Source organism: Pseudomonas spelaei, from assembly GCF_009724245.1.
Lineage (GTDB): Bacteria > Pseudomonadota > Gammaproteobacteria > Pseudomonadales > Pseudomonadaceae > Aquipseudomonas > Aquipseudomonas spelaei.
The window spans coordinates 84,173-111,116 of record NZ_WNNK01000005.1 but is presented as its reverse complement, the minus strand read 5'-3'; the positions used below and the strand labels follow the sequence as shown (position 1 = coordinate 111,116).

The 26,944-nt window shown below is 56.8% G+C and carries 14 protein-coding genes; 7 read left to right on the top strand and 7 right to left on the bottom strand.

Annotated elements, in window-relative coordinates:
* The first annotated feature begins 150 nt into the window (after positions 1-150).
* The 6 genes from GNF76_RS07875 (at position 151) to GNF76_RS07850 (ending at position 11,755) form a co-directional block, all read left to right on the top strand.
* Positions 151-2,769, top strand: coding sequence for a PD-(D/E)XK nuclease family protein (locus GNF76_RS07875; RefSeq protein ID WP_155582613.1), 2,619 nt, complete (start codon positions 151-153; stop codon positions 2,767-2,769).
* Complete coding sequence (locus GNF76_RS07870; RefSeq protein ID WP_178123225.1) at positions 2,769-5,942, top strand: UvrD-helicase domain-containing protein; 3,174 nt, start codon at positions 2,769-2,771, stop codon at positions 5,940-5,942. Before GNF76_RS07875 ends, GNF76_RS07870 begins: the two co-directional genes overlap by 1 nt.
* 54 nt (positions 5,943-5,996) lie before the next feature.
* Positions 5,997-7,208, top strand: coding sequence for a phospholipase D family protein (locus GNF76_RS07865; protein WP_155582611.1), 1,212 nt, complete (start codon positions 5,997-5,999; stop codon positions 7,206-7,208).
* A gap of 360 nt (positions 7,209-7,568) precedes the next feature.
* Positions 7,569-8,798 (top strand): ABC-three component system protein, encoded by a 1,230-nt coding sequence (locus GNF76_RS07860; protein ID WP_178123224.1) that lies wholly within the window; start codon positions 7,569-7,571, stop codon positions 8,796-8,798.
* Positions 8,788-9,453 (top strand): ABC-three component system middle component 1, encoded by a 666-nt coding sequence (locus GNF76_RS07855; protein ID WP_155582610.1) that lies wholly within the window; start codon positions 8,788-8,790, stop codon positions 9,451-9,453. The genes GNF76_RS07860 and GNF76_RS07855 overlap by 11 nt, the downstream gene beginning before the upstream one ends.
* On the top strand, positions 9,428-11,755 hold the full coding sequence (locus tag GNF76_RS07850; protein ID WP_155582609.1) for an AAA family ATPase: 2,328 nt from the start codon (positions 9,428-9,430) through the stop codon (positions 11,753-11,755). Before GNF76_RS07855 ends, GNF76_RS07850 begins: the two co-directional genes overlap by 26 nt.
* Positions 11,756-11,956: 201 nt before the next feature.
* On the opposite strand, the gene GNF76_RS07845 is transcribed toward GNF76_RS07850, so the two are convergent.
* Genes GNF76_RS07845 through GNF76_RS29305 form a run of 4 tightly spaced genes read right to left on the bottom strand, consistent with a single transcriptional unit; the run spans position 11,957 to position 19,531 of the window.
* Complete coding sequence (locus GNF76_RS07845; RefSeq protein ID WP_155582608.1) at positions 11,957-13,003, bottom strand: Wadjet anti-phage system protein JetD domain-containing protein; 1,047 nt, start codon at positions 13,001-13,003, stop codon at positions 11,957-11,959.
* The gene (locus tag GNF76_RS29540; protein WP_246211883.1) at positions 13,003-17,337 is read right to left on the bottom strand and encodes a coiled-coil domain-containing protein; all 4,335 of its coding nucleotides are present in this window, start codon (positions 17,335-17,337) and stop codon (positions 13,003-13,005) included. Before GNF76_RS29540 ends, GNF76_RS07845 begins: the two co-directional genes overlap by 1 nt.
* A gap of 7 nt (positions 17,338-17,344) precedes the next feature.
* Positions 17,345-18,055: a DUF6063 family protein gene (locus GNF76_RS07835; RefSeq protein WP_155582607.1), complete on the bottom strand. Its 711-nt coding sequence runs from the start codon at positions 18,053-18,055 to the stop codon at positions 17,345-17,347.
* Between the two features lie 9 nt (positions 18,056-18,064).
* Positions 18,065-19,531, bottom strand: coding sequence for a hypothetical protein (locus GNF76_RS29305; RefSeq protein WP_178123223.1), 1,467 nt, complete (start codon positions 19,529-19,531; stop codon positions 18,065-18,067).
* A 127-nt stretch (positions 19,532-19,658) separates the two neighbouring features.
* Here GNF76_RS29305 and GNF76_RS07825 point away from each other — a divergent pair, with 127 nt between their 5' ends.
* Entirely contained in the window at positions 19,659-20,543 is an 885-nt protein-coding gene (locus tag GNF76_RS07825) for a BrxR family transcriptional regulator (RefSeq protein WP_484573245.1), read from the top strand.
* 738 nt (positions 20,544-21,281) lie between these two features.
* On the opposite strand, the gene GNF76_RS07820 is transcribed toward GNF76_RS07825, so the two are convergent.
* From GNF76_RS07820 to GNF76_RS07810, 3 genes are read right to left on the bottom strand one after another with little or no spacing between them, the layout of a single operon-like run.
* Positions 21,282-24,359 carry an efflux RND transporter permease subunit gene (locus GNF76_RS07820; RefSeq protein WP_155582606.1) on the bottom strand — a complete coding sequence of 1,026 codons (3,078 nt, stop codon included), beginning with the start codon at positions 24,357-24,359 and terminating at the stop codon, positions 21,282-21,284.
* Positions 24,356-25,522, bottom strand: a complete 1,167-nt coding sequence (locus GNF76_RS07815; RefSeq protein WP_155582605.1) for an efflux RND transporter periplasmic adaptor subunit — start codon at positions 25,520-25,522, stop codon at positions 24,356-24,358. The genes GNF76_RS07820 and GNF76_RS07815 overlap by 4 nt, the downstream gene beginning before the upstream one ends.
* Complete coding sequence (locus GNF76_RS07810) at positions 25,519-26,922, bottom strand: efflux transporter outer membrane subunit (RefSeq protein WP_155582604.1); 1,404 nt, start codon at positions 26,920-26,922, stop codon at positions 25,519-25,521. Before GNF76_RS07810 ends, GNF76_RS07815 begins: the two co-directional genes overlap by 4 nt.
* Between the last annotated feature and the right edge of the window lie 22 nt (positions 26,923-26,944).

Sequence of the window (26,944 nt, the reverse complement as noted above, 5' to 3'; positions counted from 1 at the left end):
CACACAGGCAGTCGTGGTCTGACAGCCGCTCTCAGCAATTTTCCGTCGTACGTGAATGGTTGCTTTCGGCTAGTCTTGTCGACTAGGAGCAGGGGAACAAGATGCAATAGGACGCCTGCATTCGATTGCCTTCAGGGAGTCAACTGCAGCATGCACATCACTTTTGGCCTTTTCTTGGACACCCGCCAGGGTCCGTCCCCGACGAACTTCTTCAACACCCCGATAGTCGGCCGCCTCGGATTCCTGTCCCTACTGGAGACTTACCTTGGTCTAAGCGCGCCAGAAGCGTCCAAGGCCAGACGCGTGGCCATCTATTCTGGCCTGCTGCGGGCCCATGACAACAATTCGCGCTTCTACAGTGAGTCCCTGAAGGCCGACAGTATCGGTACGGCCGCGCGCCTCCTGGCCTGGCGTGACGAGTGGCGGCTTGGCGGTTGGGACGGCAGCGCGAATCCAGAGCATCCTTCGCGAATCCAGGAGCTTGCTTCCATTGAAAAGGCAGCTCTCGAAACGCTGCCGCCCGGAGAGGCCGAGCGCTTGCACCTGGTGATACAGGCTCTGAGTGCGTCCGGCCCCGGCCCCATCAAGTCAGTTCACCTGGTTGACCCGCCCGAGGACTTCCCGCTTCTCTGGCGGCAGGTGCTCGAGCGCCTGCCAGCGGTCGAAGTCCGACTTCCCGAGCCACAGGGAGAAGGCCAACTCCGTGCGTTGCAAGAGCAAGCCCTAACCGTTCTGGCTGGAGGCTCTGCGGGCAATCTGACCGTGCAGACCGATGGGAGTGTCTTGCTAGTGCACGCTCTCGCGGCCACGACCGCCGAACACTGGTTGAGCGCACAACACTCGCACCAGCCCGGCGACCGGCTGATCCTGGCTGAGGATGCCGGCGACTCGCTAGATGTGTCGCTGTCTGCGACCGGCGGGGTCAACTGCGGGTTCGAACGCCCTAGTCAGCTCCGCCCAGCCCTACAGGCACTAATCCTTGCCTTGGAAATGTGCTGGGAACCAATAGACATGAACCGACTGCTGGATTTCCTGACGCACCCAGTTGGCCCATTCAGTCGTCCTGCGAGAGGCAGGCTCGCTCGTGCTGTCGCCAAGCAGCCTGGAATTGGGAGCGAAGCCTGGACGGCGGCTAAGGCCAAGATCGCAGCGGGTGACGATGCCCAGGAAGTAGCAGATGAAATTACCTTCTGGCTGGAGTCAGAGCGCTGGTCACGCACCGATGGAGTGCCGGTCGATGCACTGATTGCTCGCGTCGCCCGGATGAAGGAGGCTATGCGGCTTCGCCTCTCAGGTGAATCCGCTGATGCGGCGAGCTTTACGGCGGCGCATAGCCAATGTGCGGCCGTCCATGAAGCATTGATCGAGCTGGCTCGGCAAGGGTTGGCCACGGTGCTGCCTCGGCAAGTCGAGCAGTTGGTCGCCCACGCCACGCCCGCCGGGGCAACCAACCCCGCTGCGGTTTCCCATGTCGGCTGCATGCGCTCCACCAGCACGGCAGCCGCGTGCATCGAAGCTGCTGATGAAGTGATCTGGTGGATGCCATCTACGCCTGCCCTGCCCTCGCCTCTGCCTTGGTCTCCTGCCGAGGTGAATGCTCTGACTCAATTAGGTGTGCAGTTGCGAGACCCGGCGCGTGAGCTTGTATCGTTAGCACTGAAGTGGCTGCGGCCACTACTTGCTGCGAGAAAAAGATTCATCATCGTCTGCCCTCCCCCCGGTTCAGAAGTACATCCGATTCGCCAGCTTCTTAAGAAGCTCGTACCGGATATCGAGTCCGCTTCGCTTGACCTGGACATTGCACTCGACTCCACACTTCTCGGGGTAACCGCCGAGGTGCTTGCACCTCAGCCGCTGCCCGCTACTCCACGACACATCCAACTCCCTCATCCCGTGCAGCTCGGCGACGCTTTACAGTCGTTCACTACGCTCAACGAACTCTTCAATGACGCAGCCCTATTCGTTCTGAAACGAGTGGCGAAGCTGGATCCGACCTCCGTCCTGGCGGTGGATGAGGACAACCGCCTGCTGGGTATCCTCGCTCATCGGGTGCTGGAGAAACTCTTCGATTACAACGATGCCTTGAGTTTGTCAAACTCCGATGCCGTTGCGTGGTTCCGCGCCGAAGCAGACTCGCTCTTGCTGACTGAAGGCGCTGTACTACTCATGCAGGGTGCAGGGGTAACGCAGCAGCACTTCCGGAAGGTTTGCGAACTAGCCATCTGCAGTCTCCTCAATCACCTTAGGCTCGCGGGTGCCGTTCAGGTTCAGACGGAGGTGGAGCTCAGAGGAACCTTGGGAGCAGTCCCGCTGATCGGCAAAATTGACCTCTTGGTCACGCTTGGTAACAAGCGAACTGTCGCCGTGGACATAAAGTGGAGAGGCGATACCTACTACGCCGGGCTGCTTCGCTCTGGCGAGCACCTACAGTTGGCGCTCTACTCCAGCCTCATAGAGCAAACAAGCGGTATCGCACCCGCCGCGCTTGGCTATTTCATCCTGGAAAGTGGCGGGCTGTACATCACCGCTGCCGACATCTTCCCAAAAGCGCAAGTCAGAAGACCGCCGGACGGCGTAACCGTCTCGAATCTACTGGACCGCGCGCGCGCTACCTGGAAGTGGCGCAAGCAGCAGCTGGACGCCGGGACCATCGAAGTCGTTCCGGAAGAGCCGAACGACGAGTACCAGGGCCCTGAGGGAACCCTTCCGGTCAACGGTCCAAGCAAATGGGACCGAGACCACCTTATCTTGCTGGGAGGCTGGAAGTGATGAACAACATCGAATTCATCAGCGCAGGCGCCGGCAGTGGCAAGACCTACAAGCTGACCGAAACTCTCGCACAAGCCCTCGAATCTGGCACGGCACGGCCTCACGCCATCTTGGCCACGACCTTCACGGTGAAGGCCGCTACCGAGCTGCGCGAACGCGCCCGCTCCTGGCTTCTTGAAAAGGGCCGTATCGACCTCGCCACCGCCATAGGCCAAGCCCGCTTGGGCACCGTCAACAGTGTCTGCGGGCAGATGCTCAAGCGGTTCTGCTTCGAGTTGGGCCTGTCTCCCGACCAGACTGTCCTGGGTGAAGGTCAATCCAAGAGACTGCTCAAAGCCACGCTGGCCGAGTCGATGGATGCCGACGCACAAGCGGAACTAGTTTGGCTCACAGAGCGGTTTGGCATCGAACAGGCGGACTGGTCCAAGACTGTTGAGGCTGTCGTCAAGGCCGCGCTCGATAACGACATTGAGCCAGGGGCGCTTCGCGTGATGGGTACTCAGAACGCAGACGCTATGCTCGCGAACTGGCCTGTTCCAACTGTGGGGCTGGACCCGACCATGGCATTGGCGACCGCGTTGGCCAAGGCGCACCAGGAAGTAACCGCCTACGTAGAACAGCAGCAGGCTGTCGGCGCCAAAGTTGCAGACAACCTCTTAAAAGGCCTCGACGGGCTGCAAAAACTGGATCGCCTCTTCCGTGAAGGACGCTGGTGCTGGCCCGACTGGATCGGCGCAGCAGGGTTTGACGCCGGCGCTAAGGTCAGGGATATCGTGGCACCAGTCAAGTCCGCAGCTCAGGCTCACGAGTCTCACCCGGCCTTTCATGCCGAGGTCCGTCGGTACCTTGACAAGGTGTTCAAGCTGGCCGCCGACGTTCTCGACGCCTACGAGCAGGCCAAGAAGGCGCTGGGTGCAGTCGACTTCAGCGACCAAGAGGTGTTGCTGCTACGTGCATTGAGGACAAAGCCAGCCGTCCGTGAAGTGTTGGCGGCAGAACTGGATCTCATCATGGTCGATGAGTTCCAGGACACCAGCCCGCTCCAACTGGCGCTTTTCGTCGAGCTGGCCAAACTGGCTAAGAAGTCGGTGTGGGTCGGCGACCCCAAGCAGGCTATCTACGGCTTCCGCGGAACTGACTCAAGCCTCATTTCCGGCGTTCTCAGCGCCATCAAGGGCTGGGGCGGAGTCATAGGGAAGGCTCTGGACACCTCCAGGCGCTCCACCGAAAGCCAGGTCTTGCTCACTAATAGTGTATTCAACTCTGCGTTCGAGCCCGACCTGACGCCTGAGCAGGTTCGGTTGCAGCCTCTGCGGAAGGACATCCCGGACCAGCCCGCGCTGTTGAACTGGAACTTCGAGAGCAGCCGAAACGACTCGGACTACCTAGGCCTTGGCCAGGCCATCCGCGAGCTGCTCGAGTCCGGGGTTAAGGTCGAAGACAAGGACACCAAGGAGCTCCGTCCGATTCAGGCCGGCGATGTCGGAGTGCTGTGTCGCTACAACGACCAGGTCGAATTTGCCGTCACGTCGCTCACGCGCTGGGGCATCCCGTCAGCCAGCCCACGTTCCGGCTTGTTGGGGACTGCCGAAGCCATCTATGTCATGGCCTGTCTGAGGCGCATGAACGACCCAACCGACACCGTCGCCACGGCGCTGGTTCTAACCCTGGCCGATGGCACTCCGATCGAGACCTGGCTTGCAGACAGGCTGCAATACCTAGCCACCGATGGGGTGAGGTCACACGAGTGGCTGACGAAGGGTGACAGCGCCCATCCGCTACTGGCCCGATTGGAAGAGCTGCGTCCAACGCTAATGGCTTTGACGCCACAGGAAGTACTGCGACTTGCTGCTGCCGAGTCCCAAGTAGTGCGGCTGGTCGGCCAATGGTCCACCTCCCCTCACGAGAGCCGCAATAGGCTGTCCAATGTCGAGGCACTGGTCGAGCTCGGAAAGACTTTCGAGGACGAGTGTGTCGCCGCGAAGCGACCGGCGACCGTCAGCGGCATGCTTCGTTGGCTGGACGAACTCGCCAGCGCAGAGGACGATAACCGGGCCATTTCAGAAGACAACTCGGTCTCAGTCCTCACCTATCACGGGGCCAAGGGGCTGGAGTGGCCAATCGTCGTGCTGACAAGCCTCGATGCGACAGCACGCAGTTCACTTTGGGGCGTGCGCGCGAGGACAGTTGGGGGCTTCGATCCGCAGCAGCCGCTCGCCAACCGCTTCGTACACTGCTGGCTGAAGACCTGGGGCAAGCGGTCCCAGCCCCAAGCCGCCCTCAATGCCGAAGCCAGCGCCACTGGTCAAGCCATGCAGGCAGAAGCCCTGGCGGAGAACAAGCGCCTTCTCTATGTGGGCCTGACCCGCGCGCGTGATATGAACGTCGCAGTGTCGTTCGTTCGCAGGTCAGGGGCGGGGCGCGCCTGGGTCGGCGAAATTCAAGGCGCAGCCGACCTGTTGTTCGGCGACTCAGGAACCATAGCTATACCCGACGGCCAGCAGCTCTCCAGATTATCGAGGTCGTGGAGCAAGGATGACTGCTCAACCGAGCCACCTGCCAAAGCCTCCGAGGCCTGCCGCTGGTTCACAGCTCGTCCGCGCGTGCAGGCCGAGCCGTTGTGGCATCGACCGAGTTCTGCCTCGGGCGGCACGTTCAAGGTAGTCGAGACTGACGCAGTAGGAGTCCGGCTAAGCTTGGCGGGCAAGCCCGACATGGCATCGCTGGGCACGGCGCTCCACCTGTGCATCGCTCGCGCCGGCGTGCTTGGCGGGATTTCAGCCCCTGACGTCGAACGAATCCTGATGGCCTGGGCCGTGGCTCATTCTGTGGATAAGGAAGCCGTTTGCGCCCAGGCCAGAGCGTTCCAAGCTTGGGTAACCAAGCGCTGGCCTGCCTGTCCCGTTTACGTCGAAGTGCCCATCGAAGCCAATGGCCCTAACGGCACTCGTATCCGGGGCCGCATCGACTTGCTGGTTGAACTGCCAGATAGTTGGATTCTAATGGACCACAAGTCGAACCCCGGTGGCTCAGCCAGAGACGAGGACCTGGTGGCTGAGCACGGCCCGCAGCTCGAGTCCTATGGTCATGCCCTTCTCAACGCGACCGGCAAGCCCGTGAGCGAGCGATGGCTCTACATGCCGGTCGCTGCACGAGCAGTCCGCCTCTCCTGACGCTCCTAGAAGCCCACCGGACTTAGTTAAATAGAAACACGAGGAAAAGCAGAGATGGATGTGAAGTTCCTGTCGGCTTCGCAGACGCAATCGACACTCATAGCACTGGTTGAGAACTGCGAGTCGATGCAATGGGCAGTAGCCTGGGCGACCGAGAACGCGGTCTTCGAGGCAGCGATGAAATACAGCTCGAAGTTCGAGCACTTCGTTGTCGGCACTCATATGTTCCAGACGCAGCCCGAGGTGCTTGAGCGGGCAGCAGCGCTAGCGGCCGCAGCCGTCGTTCCTCCTACGGGCGATCTGTTTCACCCGAAGGTCTACCTGTTTCGTAACGGGCAACGCATACGCGGCGTGGTCGGGAGTCCAAATCTCACGAAGGCGGCGATGAGCCGAAACGTCGAGGCGAGCGTGCTGCTTGATGGCTCGCTCGACGATGCAGCGCTGGTAGAGCTCAGTCGCTTCGTCGCAGAAGCGTGGAAGGGGGCGGAGGACATTTCTCACGAGTTCCTCTTTCGGTACCGTCACCAGTACGCAGCTAAGACGGCTGCGCGACAGGAACTGATCAAGTTTGCTGACGTTCGGCCACCTTCTAAGCCGAATACCAAGCGCGCGCCACATGACATGAGCTGGGCGGACTACCTCGTGCAGGTCCGAAGCTCATCACACCCGTCTGCGCACCTGTTTAAGGAGCGCTTGGGAGTTCTGACAAAGGCTCGCGCCCTTTTCGCGACTGGCATACCCTACGCGAAGTGGAGCGAGGACGACCGCAAGCTGGTCGCCGGCACTCTCGGGCGCAAGAAGTCTCAGCAGCCAGGCGTGGACTACGGGCTTTTCGGGAGCATGGGCGCAAGTGGGACGTTCGCGAACCTGGTCATCGAAGCGCCCACAGGTCTCTCCCACGCCCTCGATTTCATCCCGTTGATGGGCGCGGTCATGCAGCGCGACTACGACCGCTACTGCAAAGCGTTCAGAGCAGCCTTCGATCAGGACGGGCGAGTCGGCGGACTACCGACCGCGACTAGGCTCTTGGCGATGAAGCGGCCTGACGCATTCGTGTGCATCGATTCGGCCAACCGGAAGGACTTGTGCGAAAACTTCGGTGTCAGCCCGAGCACAACGAACCTGGAGAACTACTGGCAGCGCATCATTGAGCCGATGCACGGTGATCCGTGGTGGAGACATCCGCAGCCGAGCAATGCGGCTGACACAGAAATCTGGTTGGGACGTGCAGCGCTTCTGGACGCCATCTACTACACGCCCCGTTGAGCCTGCAGCTCTTCGACTTCCTGCGGACGCCGGACACGTCCATCCCCTCTTGAAACCGCCAAGGCTCACCGATGGTGAAGAAGTCGCTGACTTGGTCATCGTCAAAAAAATCTACATCTTGGCAAAGCCTATATAAATTAATAGCTTAAATTTAAATCCAACCCATCAAACCGCCCTTTTCGCGTATCGCAGTATCACTAGACCACCGCGCTTAAACGTTAAAGCCAAACAATAGAACAACTTTCCGGCGTCAGAAAACCAACAAAAATCTCTCCAATCTGCGGTTTACAAGACGACATTTACATGGTGATATCTTTGTGCCATTTATGAGTGTCATATCTATACGTGAAGGGAGTCAACGTGAGCGTCAAGAGCAAAGGCTATCCAGCCACCGCTGTGTCTACGTGGAGCGGCTATGTCTACCAAGGGAAAATTGCACTCTATCACTCGCTCAAGTTAATCCATCAGGGCGACTTAGATTTTGAGCTTCAACTAGATAGCAGCGACGATTTCGCCATTTACAAAAGCGGCGCACTTGTAAGCGCTCATCAAGTAAAAGCCAAGATTGGCACATACAAAAGCGAGTACATCGAGGCACTGGAAAAATCATCTACTGTCGAGTACGATCGAGTTAAAGGCGTATCACGATACTTCCATGTATCGGTCCAACTCAACGATACCGATGATTACACCGGAAACAACAACGAGCTGGTTAAATTCTACTCGTACGGGAACAACAAATATTGTGGTCTAGGCGAAATCGAAAGCCTCACAAAAGCTGTCATCAAAGAAATATGCAGCAGCAACTCCATCCTGCTAACCGACGAACTCTTGCACTACAACTACTGCCTTCTGTCTGAAAAGATAAGCACACAAGCAGTCGCAATTCACCGAATGGTACAGGTCGACCGAGAAAAGGCCAACAAGGCAGCGTATGAAAGCCGTATTACAGCTCAGAGCCTAATAGACGATATTGTTAACAAAAACCCATACAACAACACTGAGTATTATGCGATCGATCTGAAGGCAAAGCTGCACAGTCATCTAGAAGACAGACTCGATCAAGCCTTACCTGGTATGAGCGACGCCTCGTACGGGCGAGCGCGTCGGCTCTTCGAACATATTCGGGATTCAGAAGCCGGCGACATGCAGACGCTTTGTCAACTGATAAAGCCATCAGAGCGTTTCTCCAGCATACAAAAAGCAGATATCCGGCGTTATTCCGGCCTTATCGAGGACATGTCGATTGAGCCGATTTTTAAACAATTCCCGCACTATCTGGACAGTGACAAGCGATTCTATCTTCCGACGGCCCTCGACCTTCCCTTCGTTGATGACCACGAGGGTTGCACTGTAGACCTGCTGGGAGAGATGGATACCAACGGAGATTTACTCAAGCTGCTGTTTGAGTACAACAACCTCATCCCCAGCAGATCTTCCGAGTCTTTCATCATCAACACCAAGTTCACGCACCCCAACGACCTTGACGATCAGCAGGTCAGAGACCGCATTGACAGCAACATTCTCAAATCATTTTGTTTAAGCATCGTGACTAAAGAAGACGCAGAGGCTCGCTTGAATGATAAATAAAATTATTGATGAGGCTCTCATTTATCATGGATTCACCAAAGACTTTGAAACCGACCTTACGAGCTTCTACGTTCGGGAATCCGGCTCCGCCATCCGCTTTGCGATTTTGCACAAGCTGGATCACTTACCCAGCCCCACCGAACTAAATACTCTTATTAATCAATCGGCCCCCGACTCCTTTCTGAACCATCCAACATTCAAGAAAAACTGTGACCTCATCTGCATTCATCACCTGAACCACCTAGCTGAATTCAAAGACCAGGAAGAACAGATTTTTGCGATTGAAGAGGACCCTCACTTTTTCAAGAAATATGTACTTTACTACAGCGATACTGAACAGCATGCCATCCAGGACTATACCTTCAACGAACTAGTGGCCACTGTCTCGGACAAGAGCCAGTTCAGCAACTACAAGGAAGACCCTCTGGCCGCTACGCACTACAGTGTTGCAGCAAAGATTTTCATCAAGCTTCCTTTTCTTGAGCTCCCGTTCACCCGACGTGAGCTTATTTCCTTGCGCCTGCAAGCAGCCGACGCCGTAGCCGAAGCAGGCCTTGATGAAACCTACACAATCATCCAGAAACTCACGTCGAATAACGCTGAAGAATTGATCACGGAGCTGATGAGCAATGAAATGGAAAATAGCGCGGATTGAAGTTTCTCGATTTAAGGCTTTTAAACACATTAATTTGGATCTTGGCACCTCATCGCTGCTAACGCTCGACGGGCCGAACGGGTACGGAAAAACCAGTGTCTTCGATGCTGTCGAGCTGTTGCTCACGGGTCAGATCAAGCGGATCGACAATCTTTTTTCGACATTGATGACGAAGCTCAAAACAAACTATGACGACAACCTCTTCTGGAACCAGCGCACCGATCAAAAAGACCTGAGCATCAAAATCGAATTCCATGATGGGGACAAACGCTTGGTTCTGGCCCGGCATGCGCCAGTAAAAGCGTTCGACAAGAAATCGAACAACCGAGCCGACAAGTTCAAGCACTTCAAGCTGTATGAACTCCCCGATTTCGAATCGAAAGCCTTCACGCCGGCCAACCTCCGTGAGAACGAGTTTCTAGACGAAGTTTTCGGCAGAAACTTCCGGGAAAATTTCACCTTCCTCAACTACCTTGAGCAAGGGCAGAACAAACTGCTTCACACGCGGGTAGACGAGCGTAAAGACCAGCTTGGCAACCTGTTCAACATCAACGATGTTGCAGCTGAGATTGAAAATTGCCGCTCACTCTCGACAAGGTTCACAAAATTCCTAGGGGACGAAAAACGCAAAGCTGATGAAGAAGCGCTTAACAATGAGTGCACAGCCCTGCGCGCGATGGTGCAAGCCGATCTGGGAAATATTGATTACAAAAAGCTGTCCACGGTTGAGGTTGGGCCGGGTTGGGATAAGGAAGATCCCTTCCCTACCTACGACTCGGAGATTCACACCCAGTTCTCGAACGCCATTCGCAAGCTAAATGGCCTGCTCCCTCAGAAAGCAGCCATTCGGGTCAGAACTCAGAATGATGCCATCAATGCGGACATCGAGTCGCACGCGGAGTCGCTGAGCAGCTTGGCACTGCTGGGCACCGACTTGAACAAACTAGATGACCTGGAACAGATCAAAAAGGAGCTCGACGGGCTCGATAAAGCAGCCAAAATCGTCAAGAAAGGTGCTTCCGCCATCACTGCTGAGCAGGCACGAACACTGCCAAGTTGGGCTGCTGGTCGACTTGAATGGTTTGAAGAACAAATCAAAACGCGTAATGACCTGAACATCAAGAACACAGCCAATGACAGCGCCGCTGCCGAACTGGCCCGACTGAAGCAGCAGTTGCTTGATGAGCACGCCAAGCTTTATCCGGACGACAAGTTTTGCCCGTTGTGCGGGAATGACTGGAAAACTCACGTTGCGATGCTCGATGCGATTGAGGTCAGAGCCCAAAAAATCTCTGACACCTTAGGAAAGGATGGGAAGGCACTCGTCGCGTTGACCACTGCGATGACCACTGAGTTGGGCACCATTGATACATTCATTCAGGCGCGCGAAGCGATCCTGAAACCTGGGTACAACGAGGCACTGCATCAGGCACTGGTCAAAGTTAAAAACCGCCTCCCTGCAATCCAGCAGCTCCTGGAACGGCTCAGGGGCGAAGGCATTCTGATCACCTTCACATTCAACAACGACGAAGTGGTGACAGAGGCTCGCCTGGAAGAACTGCGAAAATCGATGCACGCCAAAAAAACGGACGAGACAGTGGTGCTCCCTGACGATTGGCAGCAAACCATCGAAGCAGTCTTCAAGGACTTGCAGGATTTTTACATTTTCGACGCTCAGGATCTGGCAAAAAAAGAGCTCTACATCACGATCAAAGCCAACGAAGCGCAGAGCAGCCGACTTCAAAAATGCCTTGAAGAACTGCAGAAAATGCAACGCGAGACGGAGGCCGCCACCAGAGCAAAGGGCAAGGTCATCCAGCTGCGCGCTACCTTGGAGAAAGCGGAGCAGAAGTATGCAGATCAGACCATCTCGGAGATCGAGCTCATCTTCCACATCTACAGTGGGCGACTGATCCAGAACTACCAACGCGGCCTTGGGTTGTTCATCGAGAGCCGAGATGGCAAGCAGCTCAGGTTCCTGACGGCAGAAAAATCTGAGCATGACGCTGTCATGTCCATGAGCACGGGCCAGGTGTCGGCGCTGAGCCTGGCCTTCTTCCTATCGCTCAACAAGGTCTACGCAGAAGTCCCGCTTATCCTCATCGACGATCCATCCCAATCTCTAGACGAGGTGAACATCGCATCTCTGACCGACCTGCTCCGCTGTGAGCTCAAACATAGCCAGTTGATCGTATCGTCGCACGAGGACGATATCTCGGCGTACATGCGCTACCGCTTCAACCGGGCCGGTCTGACGACGAGCTCGCTCAACATGCAACGCTTGGCCAAGCAAGCGTCCTAATGGTCACCGCGTAGCAATTCAGCGACAGGGGTAACCAGAGCGAGTCATCGATACTGACGCCTTCGAGGTCGGGGTGCATGGAGCGCCCCGGATACGTCAATGCTTCGACATTACCAGGCAAGATCAATGATGGCTGCGCGAAGCCTTCGATATCCAATGCCTATTGTCCGCAGCCGGCACAACGATCATTTTGTCGCTAGCCTACGACTGAGCGGCTGCAGATAAATTATCGATAGAGGCTTTGTTTAAGCCTAGTTCATAAGGCTGGGATAAGAGTTGCTCAAGCCCTATGCCCTCTTGTGGCAGACAGTCGCCCTCCTTCCACACATCGTGAACTTCCTGAGCGAGTTCAGGTATCCACGAAGTAACCGCTTGGTTGTCACCTGCGTAAAGGATGGGCAGTGGCCTGTGGCGACCAATAGTCAGCAGCTTTCGGTAGAGCCAGATCGCCGGGTACAGCTGGGTCTTATGCTTAGAGTTGTATCGCAGCGGTATTGAAACACCCTCGGGGTCCAGATCTCCGAAGTATTCCGCTCCATCACCGTCAACCTCCCTGATGACTTCATCCAGCGCTGTACCCGTCGACGTAATGGCGCTACCCGCGCCATATACGACGGCCGCGTAGCGATGTGCGGTGTCGTTCCATTCGCCAAGGCTGAAGAACGTGTGATGGTTTTCCACGACCAGCACCGGCCGCCCTGGTTTGCCAGGCTGCTGTCGGTAAGGCAAGGGAAGGTCCACCTTTCTGGCACCAATCGCTGACAGAGCAAGCCTGCCGCCAAAAAGTGCATTGGATCGCACCCTGCCATCGAGGTATTTCTCATCCCCGAACATCTCAAGCGATCGCTCACGCAACGGCACCATCATAAAGCGTCCCTTGCGGCGGATGAGCCATTCGTTGATGACCTTGGCCGTCACCTTTTCACTTTCCGTCAATTGCATCCAAAACCCCAGTTCCGGCATCCAGGAAACGGTTGTCCAGTCTGGTTTCAACACCGAGATCGTTTCAACAATCACGGTGATAAACATGGGCATGGCCGGATTGCCAATACGCTCGAAACTGCGGGGAGAAGGAAGTCTCAGGATTCCTTGCTCATCGCCAGCCCTCAGGGCCTCCATGAGTAACCTATCCCGATTGGGATGCTGTTGGAGCTCTGGATGGTGTTCTATCCAGAGGCTCCTTAACTTCAGCAGCTCTATGCGCTTTTTACGGCTGCCGCGCAACGCTTCAAAAAAAGCAATGTTCATCAATTTGTACCTGCTCTTTGCACCGCAGTATTGAAGGTTGCAGTTGCCATTTGAATGTGAGATCGCCCATTTTTCACGCCCTCCTTGCGCAGACGGATCACTCGCTGAAAGCCGGCAAGGATGTTCACATCCTTCATGGCTGTGAAGAAAATCAGCTGCACACCAATGGCCTCGGCCAGCATGATCTGGACATCAATCAACGCCCGGGTCTGTACCTTGGCAAACGGGTTATCAAGAATAAGGGGACACCCGCCACCGCGCTTAGTGACGGCCTGATGGGTACGCCGCAGTTGGCTCATCATCAGGTACATGAACATGGCGATGACCACCCCTTGGCCGCCGGACTTTTTCAGCCGCCCGGCATCCTGGTACTGGTGATCGGCATTCTGCTCCATTTGCAATAATTGCAAGCCGAACGCGCGTTGTGGGGAAAGGTTGATCATGCCGGCCGCGACCAGGTCCGCACCATGTTCAGGAATGACCTTAGTCTCGATCAACGTGTTCAAGTAATGCCGAATAGAAGCCTTCCCGGCTTCCGTCGAAACACCTGTAATCGGGTGACGCATCTTCATGATGACTTTGCCACCGACATAGGGGGCGCCTTTTGGCACCATGACCTCGCAAGCTTTCTTCAGGACACTCATGCCCTCTTCTACCAACTGATGCACTTCGCCCACGCAATTCTCAAAGTCGGGCAGCATGCCGTCCAGCTCAGACTGAGAGGCATCCGTACGCTCAACGATCAGCATCATCAGTCGCTCAAAATCGCTGCAGGTGGTTTCAAATGAGTTGCTCGACAGCTCGTGGGCAAGGCCCGGATCAACGTCCTGCACGGCCTTTGACTTCACCACATCTGTAAGTCCATCGAAGTGCGACTGAGCCAATTTTCGAGCTTCTTCCAGACCGACACTTTGCTGCTTATAGCGGTCGAGCACCTCCATCACTTGCGCTTCGCCGTCACCTTCAAGCTCAATAAACTCAGGAGCGGCAGCCTCATGAGGAACCGCAGAAATGAGCATTTTCTTATGCTTGTTCAGCACCTCGACGTTCTTCTTGCCTTGAGCACGCCTCTGCGATGCTTTCTCGGCTTCGCTCTGATCGGAAACCAGATTTTTCTCAAGCTGATCCGTATTTCCCTGGACCACCACGATGTGTTCTGCAAGCTCATCATCACTGAGTGATAAGACATCATCAGAAGGTTGAGGGGGATCGACCTTGGCGAAGAAGGCCTTTTTATCGCTGCTAGCCACCGCATGTGCGTTCGATGATGATAAAAAAACCTGTTCGTACAAACCGACCTGCGTTATCTGGGCCGTGCATTCATTCGCGAGATCGAGACTGAGTAGGTTGACCACGGCTTCTTCGCGCAGATCGGAAAATTCAGACCTGTATTCTTCGCGAAACGTGGCTTCCGTTTTACGCAATTGCTCAAGGGTTACCCTACGAACTCCCAATCGCTGAGATTCCTCAGTATCAAATACGACTTTGTCGGAGTCGTAGGTCTTGATCAGTGTTTGCAGATCGAAACCAGACTCAAGAGCTGTTCGATAATCGAGACTGGGATCGAAAATCTCGGTGAGGTCTTTGCGATTCAGCAACTGCTGGGCGCGACCCACAAGATCGAACTGCAATTGTTTCGAGTGGGTGATGATATCCGCTTTCGAATCGATCAGTCGCTCAAGGCCTTCACTTTCTGTTTCCGCCTTTTCCCGAGACGCTTGCACCGTTGCCAACTGCTGCTTCCATTGCGCAAGCGGTTGTTCATACTGGTGCGAATAACGCTCCAGACGCTGGATCTTGCTGGTCTGATTGGCGATTTCACTTGGAATCGGATCTATCTCCTTTTCAAGTCCCTTCGCACGCTCTAGCACTTCACTGGCTTCTTCCAGGCACCCTGCCTGCAGACTCGCGAACGCCTGTTCTTCCTCATAGTGAGTGTGAATTTTTTGCTCAAGCTCAGCGATTCGCACAGCACCGAAGCGCCCCTGATATTCTTTGAGTTTGTTGGCTGCATCACGAGCGTCGTTACGGCGCTGAATGTGTGCGTCGCGCGTGCCTGAGATGTCAGCGATTCGCTGTTCAAAATCGAGCAGCGCGGCGGCCGCGGCCTCTAGGTTATAGGCAGAGTCGTCTTCTGCCGGTATCACGACCCGGTCGAATGCAACGACGGTCGCATCCAGGGTGGCAAGCGCGACAGTCACCGGGGTATTCAGGGGTAAGTCAGCACCCGCAACAATCTTGCATGACGTCTCCCACTCTTCGGAGGCCACGCAGACGCCGAGAAACCGGGCTGGGTCGGAGGCGACCAGTCGACGAGCCTCTTCAGCATCGGGGACAACCTTGGCAATGTAGGAATTGGTTGCTCGCGCAGAATGAATGCCGGCGGACCGAAGTAGCCTGACAACTTGATCGACGTCATCACTCTGGCCCGTAAGTTCGGATTCTTCGATGGACTGCCTGGCGCGCTCCAGGTTGGCCAGGCGAATGTCCCGCTCCAGCACTTCACGGTCCAGGGATTGGATAAATTCGTTAACGGTGCCCAGCAGTGTCAGAGAGTCAGGGTCACACAGCTCAGCTTCGACCACCGAACACAGCAACCGATTTTGCTGAAGATCTTCTTGAAGGGTTCTGGCATCACCGACTTCTCTGCTCAGATTTTCCTGAATGTGCGCTTCCGCTTGGGCACGCGATCCGTGCTGCGTCGCCTGATCACGAAGACGGTCAACGTGTTGTAGATAGTCCGCTCGTTCAGTGCGCAACGTGTCGAGGCGACTTTGCGCTTGGGCAATGGCTACCGTGATTCTTTCGATCGCAGCAGCGGCGTCATGATCGAACGCGTCAAGTACCCCGTCGTCCAGCAAACTGGTGCGTTGAGTCTCAGCATTATCGATGTCGGCCCCGGCTTTTGCCTCCTCTTTCTGAAGCGTCCTGATGGATAAGCTCAACGTTTTAATTTGGGCCTTGGCTTGAGCCACTGCCTCAGCAGCCTCCAGCTCAAAATTTTTCTGCGCTATGTGTTTGTCGTCGTTCTGCTTGAGCAGAATATCGATAGCGCCACGAAGCAGCGCTCCCTGTCTTTCGAGCGCTTCCTTGATCGGGCGCAAGCCCTCAACTTCTTCTGCCAGCGACTGCTCTTCAATGAGAACTTGCTCATGAGCGCTGGTGATCTTCTTGTACGAAATGGCACCCTTGAGATGCCTCAGACGCAATTGAGCCGCGTCCCTGCCAACCTTAGCCGCTTCAAACGCCGCTGCTGTGCGATTCACACTGCGCGTGTGCTGCAAAGCATGCATGGAAAACGTGAACGCTCGCTGATGTGCCAATAGCTCCTGGTTTTCCAAAATGCGTGAGTTGAGGGTATCGATCAGGTCACCAAAATTAGTGACCTGCTTTTCTTCACTTAAACGAGACAGCTCCATGGCAGCGGCCAGTCCCGACGCACGGCGTAACAACCCGATGCGCGTTTCAAGTGCAAGCTCAAACGCTTTAGAAGATTCACCCAGGGGCTTCATGGACGACAGGATTCTGGCCAACTGAACAAGCCGCGCTTCAAGGCGAGGTTTATTCTGGTATTTGTCAGCCACATTCACCACGGTGTTGCGTACCGTTTGAGCGCGCTCAGGGTCCATCGTCAGCGCCATGAGCTTACGAACCAGATCCTCTTCATCCTTGAAGGTCAGGAAGCCGCTTTCCAGGCCACCTTCTTGCCCATTGAATTGTCGTTGCATGACCAGAAGATCGAGATCCAACAACCGTGTGGTGGCAAGATGCGTGATCCAATCGTGCTGATTGCGAGTGTGATAAAAGTCTTCAGGACACTTCCTGTACATTTGGGTTAGCCATTGATTGAGCTCTCCCATCGTGCTCACCCCAGGCATGCCAAGCGTGTTAATGCCGGGTGCTGGGATATCTTCAAAAGTTATGCCGTGCTGGGATTCGAAAGCAAAAAACACCCGATCAACGTCGTTACCGCGTTCAATGACATCTCGCGTCGCAACGGCTTGGGCAATGACCAACTTGTAGTCCTTGCCCCCAGGCAGCCGTGATGGCATCGACCATTCGATGATGATGAAAGATGGCTTTCCGTCTTTAGCGAAATAGTCATTGAACTGGTGGTTGGGGTTCTGCATGTGCTGAATGAACAGATCCCGGCGCGGCTCGAAGATGCTGAACACATACGACAGCAACGAGGTTTTGCCACCGGTGTTCTCAAGGTTGACAATTGCGTTGACCGCCTCGTGCGTATCCGGCGCAGTGAAGTCGAGCAAGGTCTGGTCGTACCAGGCAGTGGCAGTACCGTAGCGACAAACATGCATTCGGGTAATTTTTTGCATAAAATCCTCAGGCCGTTGCGCCGGAACGCACATAGTCAAATAGTCGCGGTAGCGTCCGTTCACGTAACTGAATGCGCAGTCGATGGGTGGCGGTGTATTCAACCGCTTCGCCCTCATCCTGGGCCCCCACGTTATTCACCAGCCCGTACTCAATCAGGTAGTTCAGTGCCATGCGCACCAACCCTTCAATCGAGTTTGGCGACGCGCGATCGGCTTGGGGGATCGAAGTAGGCAGGCTGTGAATGTAGCTCCAGCCTGGTCGCAGCTCCTCTCGGGAATAGTTATCGGAATCTTCGAGTGCATTCATGCGCCCGGACAAGCCAGTCAAGGTGTCCCTGAACATGGCCAACGTCGCCGGCATTGGAAACCGGCTGTCATCTTCAATCAAAGCGGTCGTTGGATAAAACACCGCGCAGATGGCCAGGAAGCTCAGCGCCAGCGCGACACGCTGGTCTTCAGACAAGTTTTTGCGTAGATCACCAAGTCGAATCGAGAAGCGACTTTCCTTGCGCGCCGGGGCGATGATCAAACCACGCTCGCTGACATCGAGCACCATCAGTTCCATCCCTTCAGCAATTTGCGCAAGGACCTGCTGCAGTTCTGGGCTAGCACGGTACCGAGCCAATAGCTCGCGATACTCCACGTCATTGGCCGGGGTCGCACTTAGATTAAGTGCCCGATAAATCAGACGTGCTGCGGCGCTGTTCTGGTTATCCAAATGAACCTCCTAAACCTTTGTCTTGACGTCGAATCTGAGGTTGTCGCCTCGGACCACCCAGGTTTCGTATTCACCATCGAGCATCGCATGGTGGTTTTCAAATTCTGATTCGCTGTCGGGGAAGCTGCGGTAAAGGCAGAACGCAATGCACTGCTGCTCAATCGCACTGAAGCCTTCGTTCGCTCCCGCATCAATCAGTTCATCAATCCGCCAAGAACGGTTTTCTTCAAATTTTGCGGATAGCCATTGAGAAATTTTGACAACCAATTGATCTGGAAAAGGATCCGGCCAGACCTGGAACGGCTCGATCTCGTCGTCGTCCTCGTCGTCATCTGCGTCCTTGGTTAACTGACGTCGCTCCAGCAGGATGCTAAGCAGGTTCGATAAATCAGGTGTTTTGGGAAACACTGCCGGGAACAAACTGACAATTAGCTCCTCGGCCGCCACAGCCAACTGCGCGCCTGGGCGGATCATTGCTTGCGGGAGAAGATGTGTCTCAAGATCAGGAATGCCGGAAGATTTTCGGGCACGGAACGCGGCTGTCTGAGCGTCGATGAAACGCCCTTCGGCGCTGCTAACCTCCAGCTGCAGCCGAGCTCTTACGTTGCCAGCCTTCGACAACAAGTCATGCAGGCTTGAAAGCTCTTGCTTGCTCTTGATGTTTTCTACTTCACCAATCTTGTTGCGAATCGCCATGAGCAGCCGCCCCTCTTCCTCCTGGCGAGCTTTAACGTGCTGGCGGGAGTCGTCTAATCGAGGTTTGATATCCGTACTCCATCTCACCGTTCCCGGTGCGCGAATCGCCTGAGTAATATGTCCCTGAATGTGTTGCCGATGCTCAATGGAAAGCACCATGGCGCGCCTGGCGAACTCCGCGGCCTGCTCAAAGCGCCCTCTCTCGATCAAGATCTGCAGCATCTTTTCCATTAGGATCTGCTGATCTTCAACGTCCACATTCAGCATGCCGATCAGAAGCAGATAACCCTCTGGTGAGGGGCGATACCGATAAAAGTCATCAAGATCCGGCTCAAGATTCACCAGGCGAAAGCGGTATACGAGGGCTTGCAGAGTGGGGGCGTGAAAGTAGGTGAATTCGAATTCTTTGTAGTTCTCGGCTTTATTACTCAGGCAGCCAATCACGACATCGGCTGCCTTTGCACACGCTGAGCCGGTTTTTTCTGGCCGGATCCGACTGATCAGTGAACTCACATAGGTGTGCACATCCGCCATGCTGTACCCCGCGCCAACTGCGGATCCCTCCATCATGAAATTGAGGGTGGCCATGCACAGGTAGTGGGTGTCCAGGCCATCAAATAGCGGCTCTCCAGCCTCGTCTTGATGGAAGTTACGAGTCGCATGGAGCTGGTTCATTGGTTCCAGCAACCGCTGATTTCGCAACTGAGGCGATAAGTCGATCAACTCGCTCTTGGGCTCGCCCAGCGAATCGGATGCATCGGGCAACTGTTCGTTTGGCATAGGGCTTTCATCTGCTCAGTAGTGAGGCCAACGCCACTCTTAAATGGTCATCAATTTGATAACCTTGCATGAAGTCTATTGATGATGATGTAGTATGGCAATCCCCTTCACCACAAAAAGTTCGACCATGCTTGAGAACCTCAGTCAGCCACAACGAGACCGCCTCGCCTTCATAGATCTCAGATTGCGCATGCTGGGTGAACTCAAGCGTCAGCACTTGATCGAGCGCTTTGACATTCAGGAAGCGGCGGCCAGTCGTGACATCGCGCTGTACAAAACGCTCAGTAAACACAACCTGGTGTATGACGCGAGTTCGCGCCTCTACAAAGCCAGTGAATCCTTCAAGAGCCTGTTTGACCCCACCGCGGAACACGCGCTGATCTGGATCACCAAGGGGCTCGGTGATGGGGAACCCAGAGACACCACGCCTGGGATTACGGTCGATTTTCCAGATCAGCTGACGTGGCCGAAGCTCGATATCCTGGGCCACGTCACCCAGGCGATTCACCAGAAATGCCCCCTGCAGATTGATTACGAGTCGCTGAACGGATCCAGCCAGCGCGTCATCGTGCCTTTTTCTCTGGTCGACAATGGACTTCGCTGGCACGTCCGTGGGTTTGACAGAAAGTCGGGCGAGTTCCGAGATTTCGTCATCACCCGGATCCGCAAGGCAAGCCCTCTTCTCGATGATGCCGTTGCTGTTCACGAGACGAGCGATCAAGACATTCAGTGGACAAGGATCGTTGAGCTGACACTTATCCCTCACCCTGATCAACCGCGACCGGAAGTCACGCTCATGGATTACGCAATGGTTGATGGGATGCTGTCGCTGAAACTTCGGGCGGCTACGGCGGGCTACACCCTACGTAAGTGGAGCGTGGACTGTTCACCAGATCACAGTCTAAGGGGGACAGAATATAGGTTGTGGTTGTCTGATCCCTTGGCACTGTACGGTGTCAAGAACGCGATCCTTGCTCCTGGTTATGTCGCACCTGACGCGCGCGAATTTTGAATTGGATGGTAGGTGGCTCTGGCGATGGTCTTCTCGTTTAGGTGCTCAATCGGTAGATTTGACCTCGAGCTAATCACCTTATCGCTCTGCAGGTAAAAGCCATTGACGATGATCATTCAGCTACCAGTGTTCTAATCACGGCTATTCCGTTAGCTACCGTTGATGTGTTCGATCAAAACAAAGGCAAGCTCCTATTCCACCGCATCGACACTAAGGCACTAGACGCCCCTGATGTAATCGCAGAGCCAAGGCCGGCGTCGGCATAAGCGGTACCTGGGCACGCGGGCGCTCGCATTCGACCGCCCGCGTGCTGCGCCTCGCTACCCGACAAGTGTCGAAACCGAACCGGTCACTTTGCATTAGCAGGGCCGAACAAGAATTGGGCTGCGCATAACCTGCTTTGGTTTCCAGTTCACCGAGGGAGAACCTCTGAGCGTGCCACTTCCCTCCCCCCCCCAGCTAACCCCAGTTCGGGCGTAAACTCAAAGCCACCCAGAGCCATACTGGATTTCGTCAGGAATCGCCATTCGTGATCGCTCATGTAAGGCTTCTGAGTGGGGGCAAAATTGGGGGCATATTAAGATTTTTTCAAACTGAAACTACCGTGCTAGAGCCCAGTCAAAATGTTCTTTGGAGATCCGGATAGCCTGTAAACCGGAAAGAGCTACCGACACCGGTAACTCTTGCGCCTGGTGTTGCAAGTACGCCTTGAAAAACCTAATCACGTTGCTACCGAAGTTACTCGGCCAGTATTGCTACTGAATCTGCAACCTTGCGCCGCCGACGTTCGAACCACAGATACACCACCGGCGTGGTGTAAAGCGTAAGGATCTGCGACACCGCCAGCCCACCGACAATTGCAATGCCCAACGGCTGGCGCAATTCGGAGCCGGCGCCGTGACCAAAGGCCAGCGGCACCGCGCCGAGCAACGCTGCCAATGAGGTCATCAGGATCGGGCGCAGCCGCAACAGGCAGCCTTCACGTACCGCCTCACGGGGTGACAAGCCCCGCTGCTGCGCCTGCAAGGTAAAGTCGACGATCATGATCGCGTTTTTCTTGACGATGCCGATCAGCAGGATGATGCCGATCATGCCCAGCACCGAAAGGTCCTGGCCGCACAGGATCAAGGCGAGCAAGGCGCCAAAGCCGGCTGACGGTAACGTCGAGATGATCGTCAGGGGATGAATCGCGTTTTCGTAGAGCACGCCAAGCACGATGTACACCGTCAGGATCGCCGCGAGAATCAGCCACGGTTGTGACTTCAGCGAGTCCTGGAACGCTTGGGCGGTGCCCTGAAAACTACCGACCACGGTGTCCGGCATGGCCACCGCCAACTTGGCCTGATCAATGGCATCCACCGCTGCACTCAAGGCCTGACCGGGCGCCAGGTCGAATGACAGGGTAATCGCCGGGAACACGCCCTGGTGGTTGATGATGATCGGCACCTGCTCGGTCTGTACCTTCGCCAGCAGGCTCAACGGCACCAGGCTGCCGGAACTGGCACGTACGAACAGATGCTCAAGGGTGGCCGTGGAGGTCTGCCAGCCTGGATCGAGCTCGAGAATCACGTGGTTCTGGTCCAACTGGGTGAACATCGTTGCGATCTGGCGCTGGCCGAAGGCGTCATACAGCACATCGTCGATGGCTTGCACCGTCACCCCCAGCCGCGCCGCGGTCGGACGATCAATCACCAGCGTCGACTGGGCAATCGCCTGCTGCTGGTCGGAGGTCACGTGCTGCAATTGCGCCAAGGTCTTGAGCTTGTCCAGCAACACGCCGCTCCAGTGGTCCAGTTCGAGGCTGTCCGGGTCCTGCAAGGTGTATTGGTACTGGGTCTTGCTGGCCCGGCCGCCAATCTGGATGTCCTGGTTGGCCTGCATGAACACCTTGACCCCGGACAACGCATCCAGCGCCGGTTGCAAGCGGCGGATCACCTCACCGGCGCTGGCGGTGCGCTCGCTGAACGGCTTGAGGTTGATCATCACCTTGCCTTGGCTGACGGTCGGGTTGGGACCGATCCAGAAATATACCCGCGCCACGGCCGGGTCCTGGCCGATGACTTCGGCGGCACGGTTGACCTGGGCACGCATGGCAATCGGCGAGATGTCCGGCGCGGCCTCCGCAACCCCCTGGATCAAGCCGTTGTCCTGTTGCGGGAAAAAGCCCTTGGGAATCGCCACGTACAACACGGCTGTGGCGGCCAGGGTGGCGATCGCCACAGCCAACGTCAGCCGCTGATGATCGAGCACCCAGTCAAGGCTGCGCCGGTAGCCGTCATGCAAGCGGCTGAAGACGCGCTCGCAGGCCTGGGCGAAGCGCCCTTCTTCATGCTCGGCATGGAGTTTGAGCAGCCAGGCGCAAAGCATCGGGGTGATGGTCAGCGAAACAATGCACGACATGATGATCGCCACGCTGACGGTCACCGCAAACTCGCGCATCAGGCGCCCGACAATCCCCGACATCAACAGGATCGGCAGGAACACCGCAATCAACGACACCGTCATCGAGACAATGGTGAAGGCCACTTCGCGCAAGCCATCGACCGCTGATTGCAGCCGCGACTTCCCCATCTCCAGGTGGCGCACGATGTTTTCCATGACCACGATGGCGTCATCCACCACAAAGCCGACGGCAATCGCCAGGCCCATGATCGACAAGTTGTCGAGGCTGTAGCCCAACAAGTACATCACCCCGAAAGTCGCCACCAGCGACAGTGGAATGGTCAGGCTGGGAATCAGCGTGGCCGTGGCTTTGCGCAGGAACACGAAGATCACCACGACCACCAGGGCAATGGACAGCAGCAAGGTGAACTGCATGTCATTGACCGAGGCTTCGATGGTTTGGGTGCGGTCGCCCACCACTTGCACCTGTACGTCCCGGGGCAAGGAGGCGATAAGTTCCGGCAGCTTGGCCTTGATCGTGGCAATGGTCGACAGCAGGTTGAAACCCGGCTGTTTGTGGATGTCGACGATCACCGTGGGCTCGGCCCCCAGTTGCGCGGCTTGCTGAGTGTCTTCGGCAGCGGCAATCACCCGGCCAAGGTCGCCCAGTTTGATGGGCATGCCACCTTTATAAGCAATGACCTGATCACGGTAATGCTCAGGGTCAAGCAACTGGTCGGTGGCACCCAAGGTAATCGAACGGCTCTGCCCATCCAGGCTGCCCTTGGGTTGGTCAAGGGTGCTGACGCCGATCACGCTGCGCACGTCTTCCAGGGTCAGGCCACGGGCAGCCAATGCATCCGGGTCGATCTGCACACGCACCGCAGGCTTTTGTTCGCCATGAAAGTCCACCAGGCCAACGCCAGGCATTTGCGACAGGCGCTGGGCGATATAGTTGTCGGCGTAGCGATCCAGCTCCGGCAACGTGCGGGTGGGCGATGTCAGCGCCAGCGACAACACAGTGCCTTCGGCCGGATTGACCTTGTTGAAGGTCGGCGCGCTGGACATGGTCTTGGGCAAGTTAGGCGTGGCGGTGTTGATCGCCGTTTGCACGTCTTGCGCAGCACCGTCGATGTCCCGATTGAGGTCGAACTGCAAGACAATCTGGGTTTTGCCCGCCGCACTCGACGAGGTCATCGAGGTGACTTGCGGTACGGCGGCAAACGCCCGTTCCAGGGGCGTGGCCACTGAGGACGCCATGGTCTCGGCACTGGCGCCGGACAACTTGGCGGTGACCTGGATGGTCGGGAAATCCACGGTCGGCAATGGCGCCACCGGCAGTTGGAAGTAGGCAAACGCGCCCAGCAGCATGATGCCGACCGCCAACAGGCTGAGGCCGACACGGCGCTGGATCAGTCCGGCAAGGCCGTTCATTGATTAGCCTCCACCAGATCCGCCGTGGTATCGGTCTTGACCGGCATCACCTTCACCCCCGGCGCGACCCGCGACTGCCCTTGCACTACCACCGTTTCTCCGGCCGCCAGGCCCTGGCGAATCCACTGTTTGCCGTCGACCACACTGCCCGCCTCAACCAGGCGTGGTTGCACCCGCTGATCCGCACCAACCACATAGACAAAGTTGCCCTGGCGGCCGAATTGCACCGCTTCGGCCGGCACTACGGTGACATCCTGGCGGGTCTGCACCAGCAACCGCGCGCTAACCAACTCGCCGGGCCACAGTTGGCCGGAGGCATTATCGAACTGCGCCTTGAGCTGAATCTGGCCGCTGGCGGCGGTGACCTGGCTGTCGATGAAGCTCAAGGCACCCTTGGCGATTTCCTGACGACCGTCGCGGGTCATCGCCACCACGTGCAAGGCGCCTTTGGCGTTCTCTTCGAGGATTTGCGGCAGGTCATCCTGAGAGACCGCAAACGCCACGGAGATCGGATTCATCTGGGTGATGGTCACCAGTCCGGTGGCTTCAGCACCATGGGCAATGGCGCCGACATCCAGCAAACGCTGGCCGGTGCGCCCGGTGAGCGGTGCCTTGACCTGAGTGAATTCCAGTTGCAGGCGTGCCGTGTCCAACGCCGCCTGATCGGCCTGCACCGCGGCTTGTTGCGCGGCCAGTTGCGCACGAAAGGTATCGACGTCCTGGGTCGGGCCGGCCTTGGCGGCGGCCAGTTTGCTCGCCCGGTCAAGGTTGACCCGCAGGTTGGCCAGTTGTGCTTGATCCTTGGCCACCAGTGCCTGGGCCTGGGCGACTTGTGCTTGATAAACCCGCGGGTCAATCACCGCCAGCAGACTGCCGGCGGTGACGGTTTGGCCCTCGTTGAACAGGACCTTTTGCAGCTCCCCATCCACCCTCACCCGCACATTGACGCTGTTAAGCGGCTGCACATTGCCGATGGCACTGATCCAGATCGGCAGGTCCTGGCGACTGACGGGCGACATCTGGACCGGCACCGCCGCGGCCTCGGTTTTCAGGGGTACCGCCTGGGCATGCCTGATCCATTGGAAACCGCTGACGGCCGCTACCAGCGACAACACAACCAGTGCTCCGAGCGCAAGACGATGACGTGGGAGTAAAACATTCATGGCTGAGCCACCTGGACAGAAGAGTTGGAGGCGATGGCGGCGGTAGAAAAGTCCCCGCCCAAGGCTCGAAACAGACCGACGGCGGCCTGTAAATGCTGGAGCCGTACCTGAAGCAAGGTGTCTTCGGCCTGGTATTGAGTGCGCTCGACGATCAGTAAGGTCTGGAAGTCAGTGGAGCCCAGGCGGTAGCGCACCTGTGCCAGGCGCGCGGCTTCCCGCGCCGAGTCCACCGCTGACTGGTTCAAGGCGTAGCTCTTGTCCAGTTCACGGGCGGCGCTGAGTTGGGTTTCGACGTCTTGCAGGGCTTCGAGGATCGACTCGCGGTAACTGTCCGTCAGTTCCTGCACATGGGCCTGGTCGAAATGCAATTGACCCTTGAGTTGACCGCCGGCGAACAGTGGCTGGCTGAGGGTGCCGATGGCGCTCCAGATCTGACCACCGGCGAGCGTATCAATGCCGCCCAGCAGGTCCAGGGACAGGTTGGGCAGAAACGCGGCGCGGGCCACACCAACATCAAAGTTGGCCGACTGCAAGCGAGCTTCGGCGGCTTGAATGTCCGGGCGCTGGCGCAGCAACCCAATGGGCAACCCGGTGGCTGGCTGCGGCACTTGCAGGTCTTTGAGACCGTCGCCGTGCAGATGAAAACCCTCAGGCGGCGCGCCTACCAGCACGGCCAGTTGATACAGCGCCTGATCACGTTGTTGGCGCAGGGGCGGCATGGCGGCTTCAAAGGTCTGCATGGCATTGCGCTGTTGGGCGACTTCCAGGTTGGAGACCGCACCCTGGCTGGCCTGGATTTGCACCAGTTCGAGCACTTGGCGCGCGTCGTCGGCAATCGATTGGGCCAGGCGCAGGCGATCTTCCAGCGACAGCACCTGAAAGTAACTGTCGGCGATGCTCGCGCCTAATGTCATGCGCAAGGTGCCGGCATCGAACACGCTGGCATGGGCCAGGGCATCGGCCGAGTCGGCGGCGGCCCGTTGCTTGCCCCAGAAATCCAGCTCATAGGTGGCTTCGGCAAACACGCTGCGTTTTGGTGTGGTGCCATAGTTGTTCTGGCGCTGGAAATTACCACCCAGGTTCAGCGCCGGGTATTGCGCGGCGCCTACCACCTGGGCTGACGAGCGCGCTTCGTCGATGCGACTGACCGCCGCCTTGAGGGTGTAGTTGGCCGTCAGGCCGCGGGCGATCAATTGATCCAGTTCGGCGCTATGAAACTCGCGCCACCACTGTCCGCCTGCGACTGCCCCGACGCCTTGCCCGGCGCTCCACTGGGCCGCCAGGGGAATTTCAGGCGGTTTATAGTCAGGCACCATTGAACAGCCACTGAGCATCAGCAGCCCAAGGGCGATCAAGGTTATGGAGGTTGGGCGCACCGAGCGCCCGGTTACAACTGACATGGGCAAGCTGTCTCCCGCTTGA

Bases quoted from the DNA above. Each gene is read 5' to 3' on its own strand.
- GNF76_RS07825 (WP_484573245.1), top strand. From the start codon at position 19,659: ATGCTTGAGAACCTCAGTCAGCCACAACGAGACCGCCTCGCCTTCATA.
- GNF76_RS07865 (WP_155582611.1), top strand. From the start codon at position 5,997: ATGGATGTGAAGTTCCTGTCGGCTTCGCAGACGCAATCGACACTCATA.
- GNF76_RS07875 (WP_155582613.1), top strand. From the start codon at position 151: ATGCACATCACTTTTGGCCTTTTCTTGGACACCCGCCAGGGTCCGTCC.
- GNF76_RS07855 (WP_155582610.1), top strand. From the start codon at position 8,788: ATGATAAATAAAATTATTGATGAGGCTCTCATTTATCATGGATTCACC.
- GNF76_RS07815 (WP_155582605.1), bottom strand. From the start codon at position 25,522: ATGAATGTTTTACTCCCACGTCATCGTCTTGCGCTCGGAGCACTGGTT.
- GNF76_RS29305 (WP_178123223.1), bottom strand. From the start codon at position 19,531: ATGCCAAACGAACAGTTGCCCGATGCATCCGATTCGCTGGGCGAGCCC.
- GNF76_RS07820 (WP_155582606.1), bottom strand. From the start codon at position 24,359: ATGAACGGCCTTGCCGGACTGATCCAGCGCCGTGTCGGCCTCAGCCTG.
- GNF76_RS29540 (WP_246211883.1), bottom strand. From the start codon at position 17,337: ATGCAAAAAATTACCCGAATGCATGTTTGTCGCTACGGTACTGCCACT.
- GNF76_RS07845 (WP_155582608.1), bottom strand. From the start codon at position 13,003: ATGAACATTGCTTTTTTTGAAGCGTTGCGCGGCAGCCGTAAAAAGCGC.
- GNF76_RS07810 (WP_155582604.1), bottom strand. From the start codon at position 26,922: ATGTCAGTTGTAACCGGGCGCTCGGTGCGCCCAACCTCCATAACCTTG.
- GNF76_RS07870 (WP_178123225.1), top strand. From the start codon at position 2,769: ATGAACAACATCGAATTCATCAGCGCAGGCGCCGGCAGTGGCAAGACC.
- GNF76_RS07850 (WP_155582609.1), top strand. From the start codon at position 9,428: ATGAAATGGAAAATAGCGCGGATTGAAGTTTCTCGATTTAAGGCTTTT.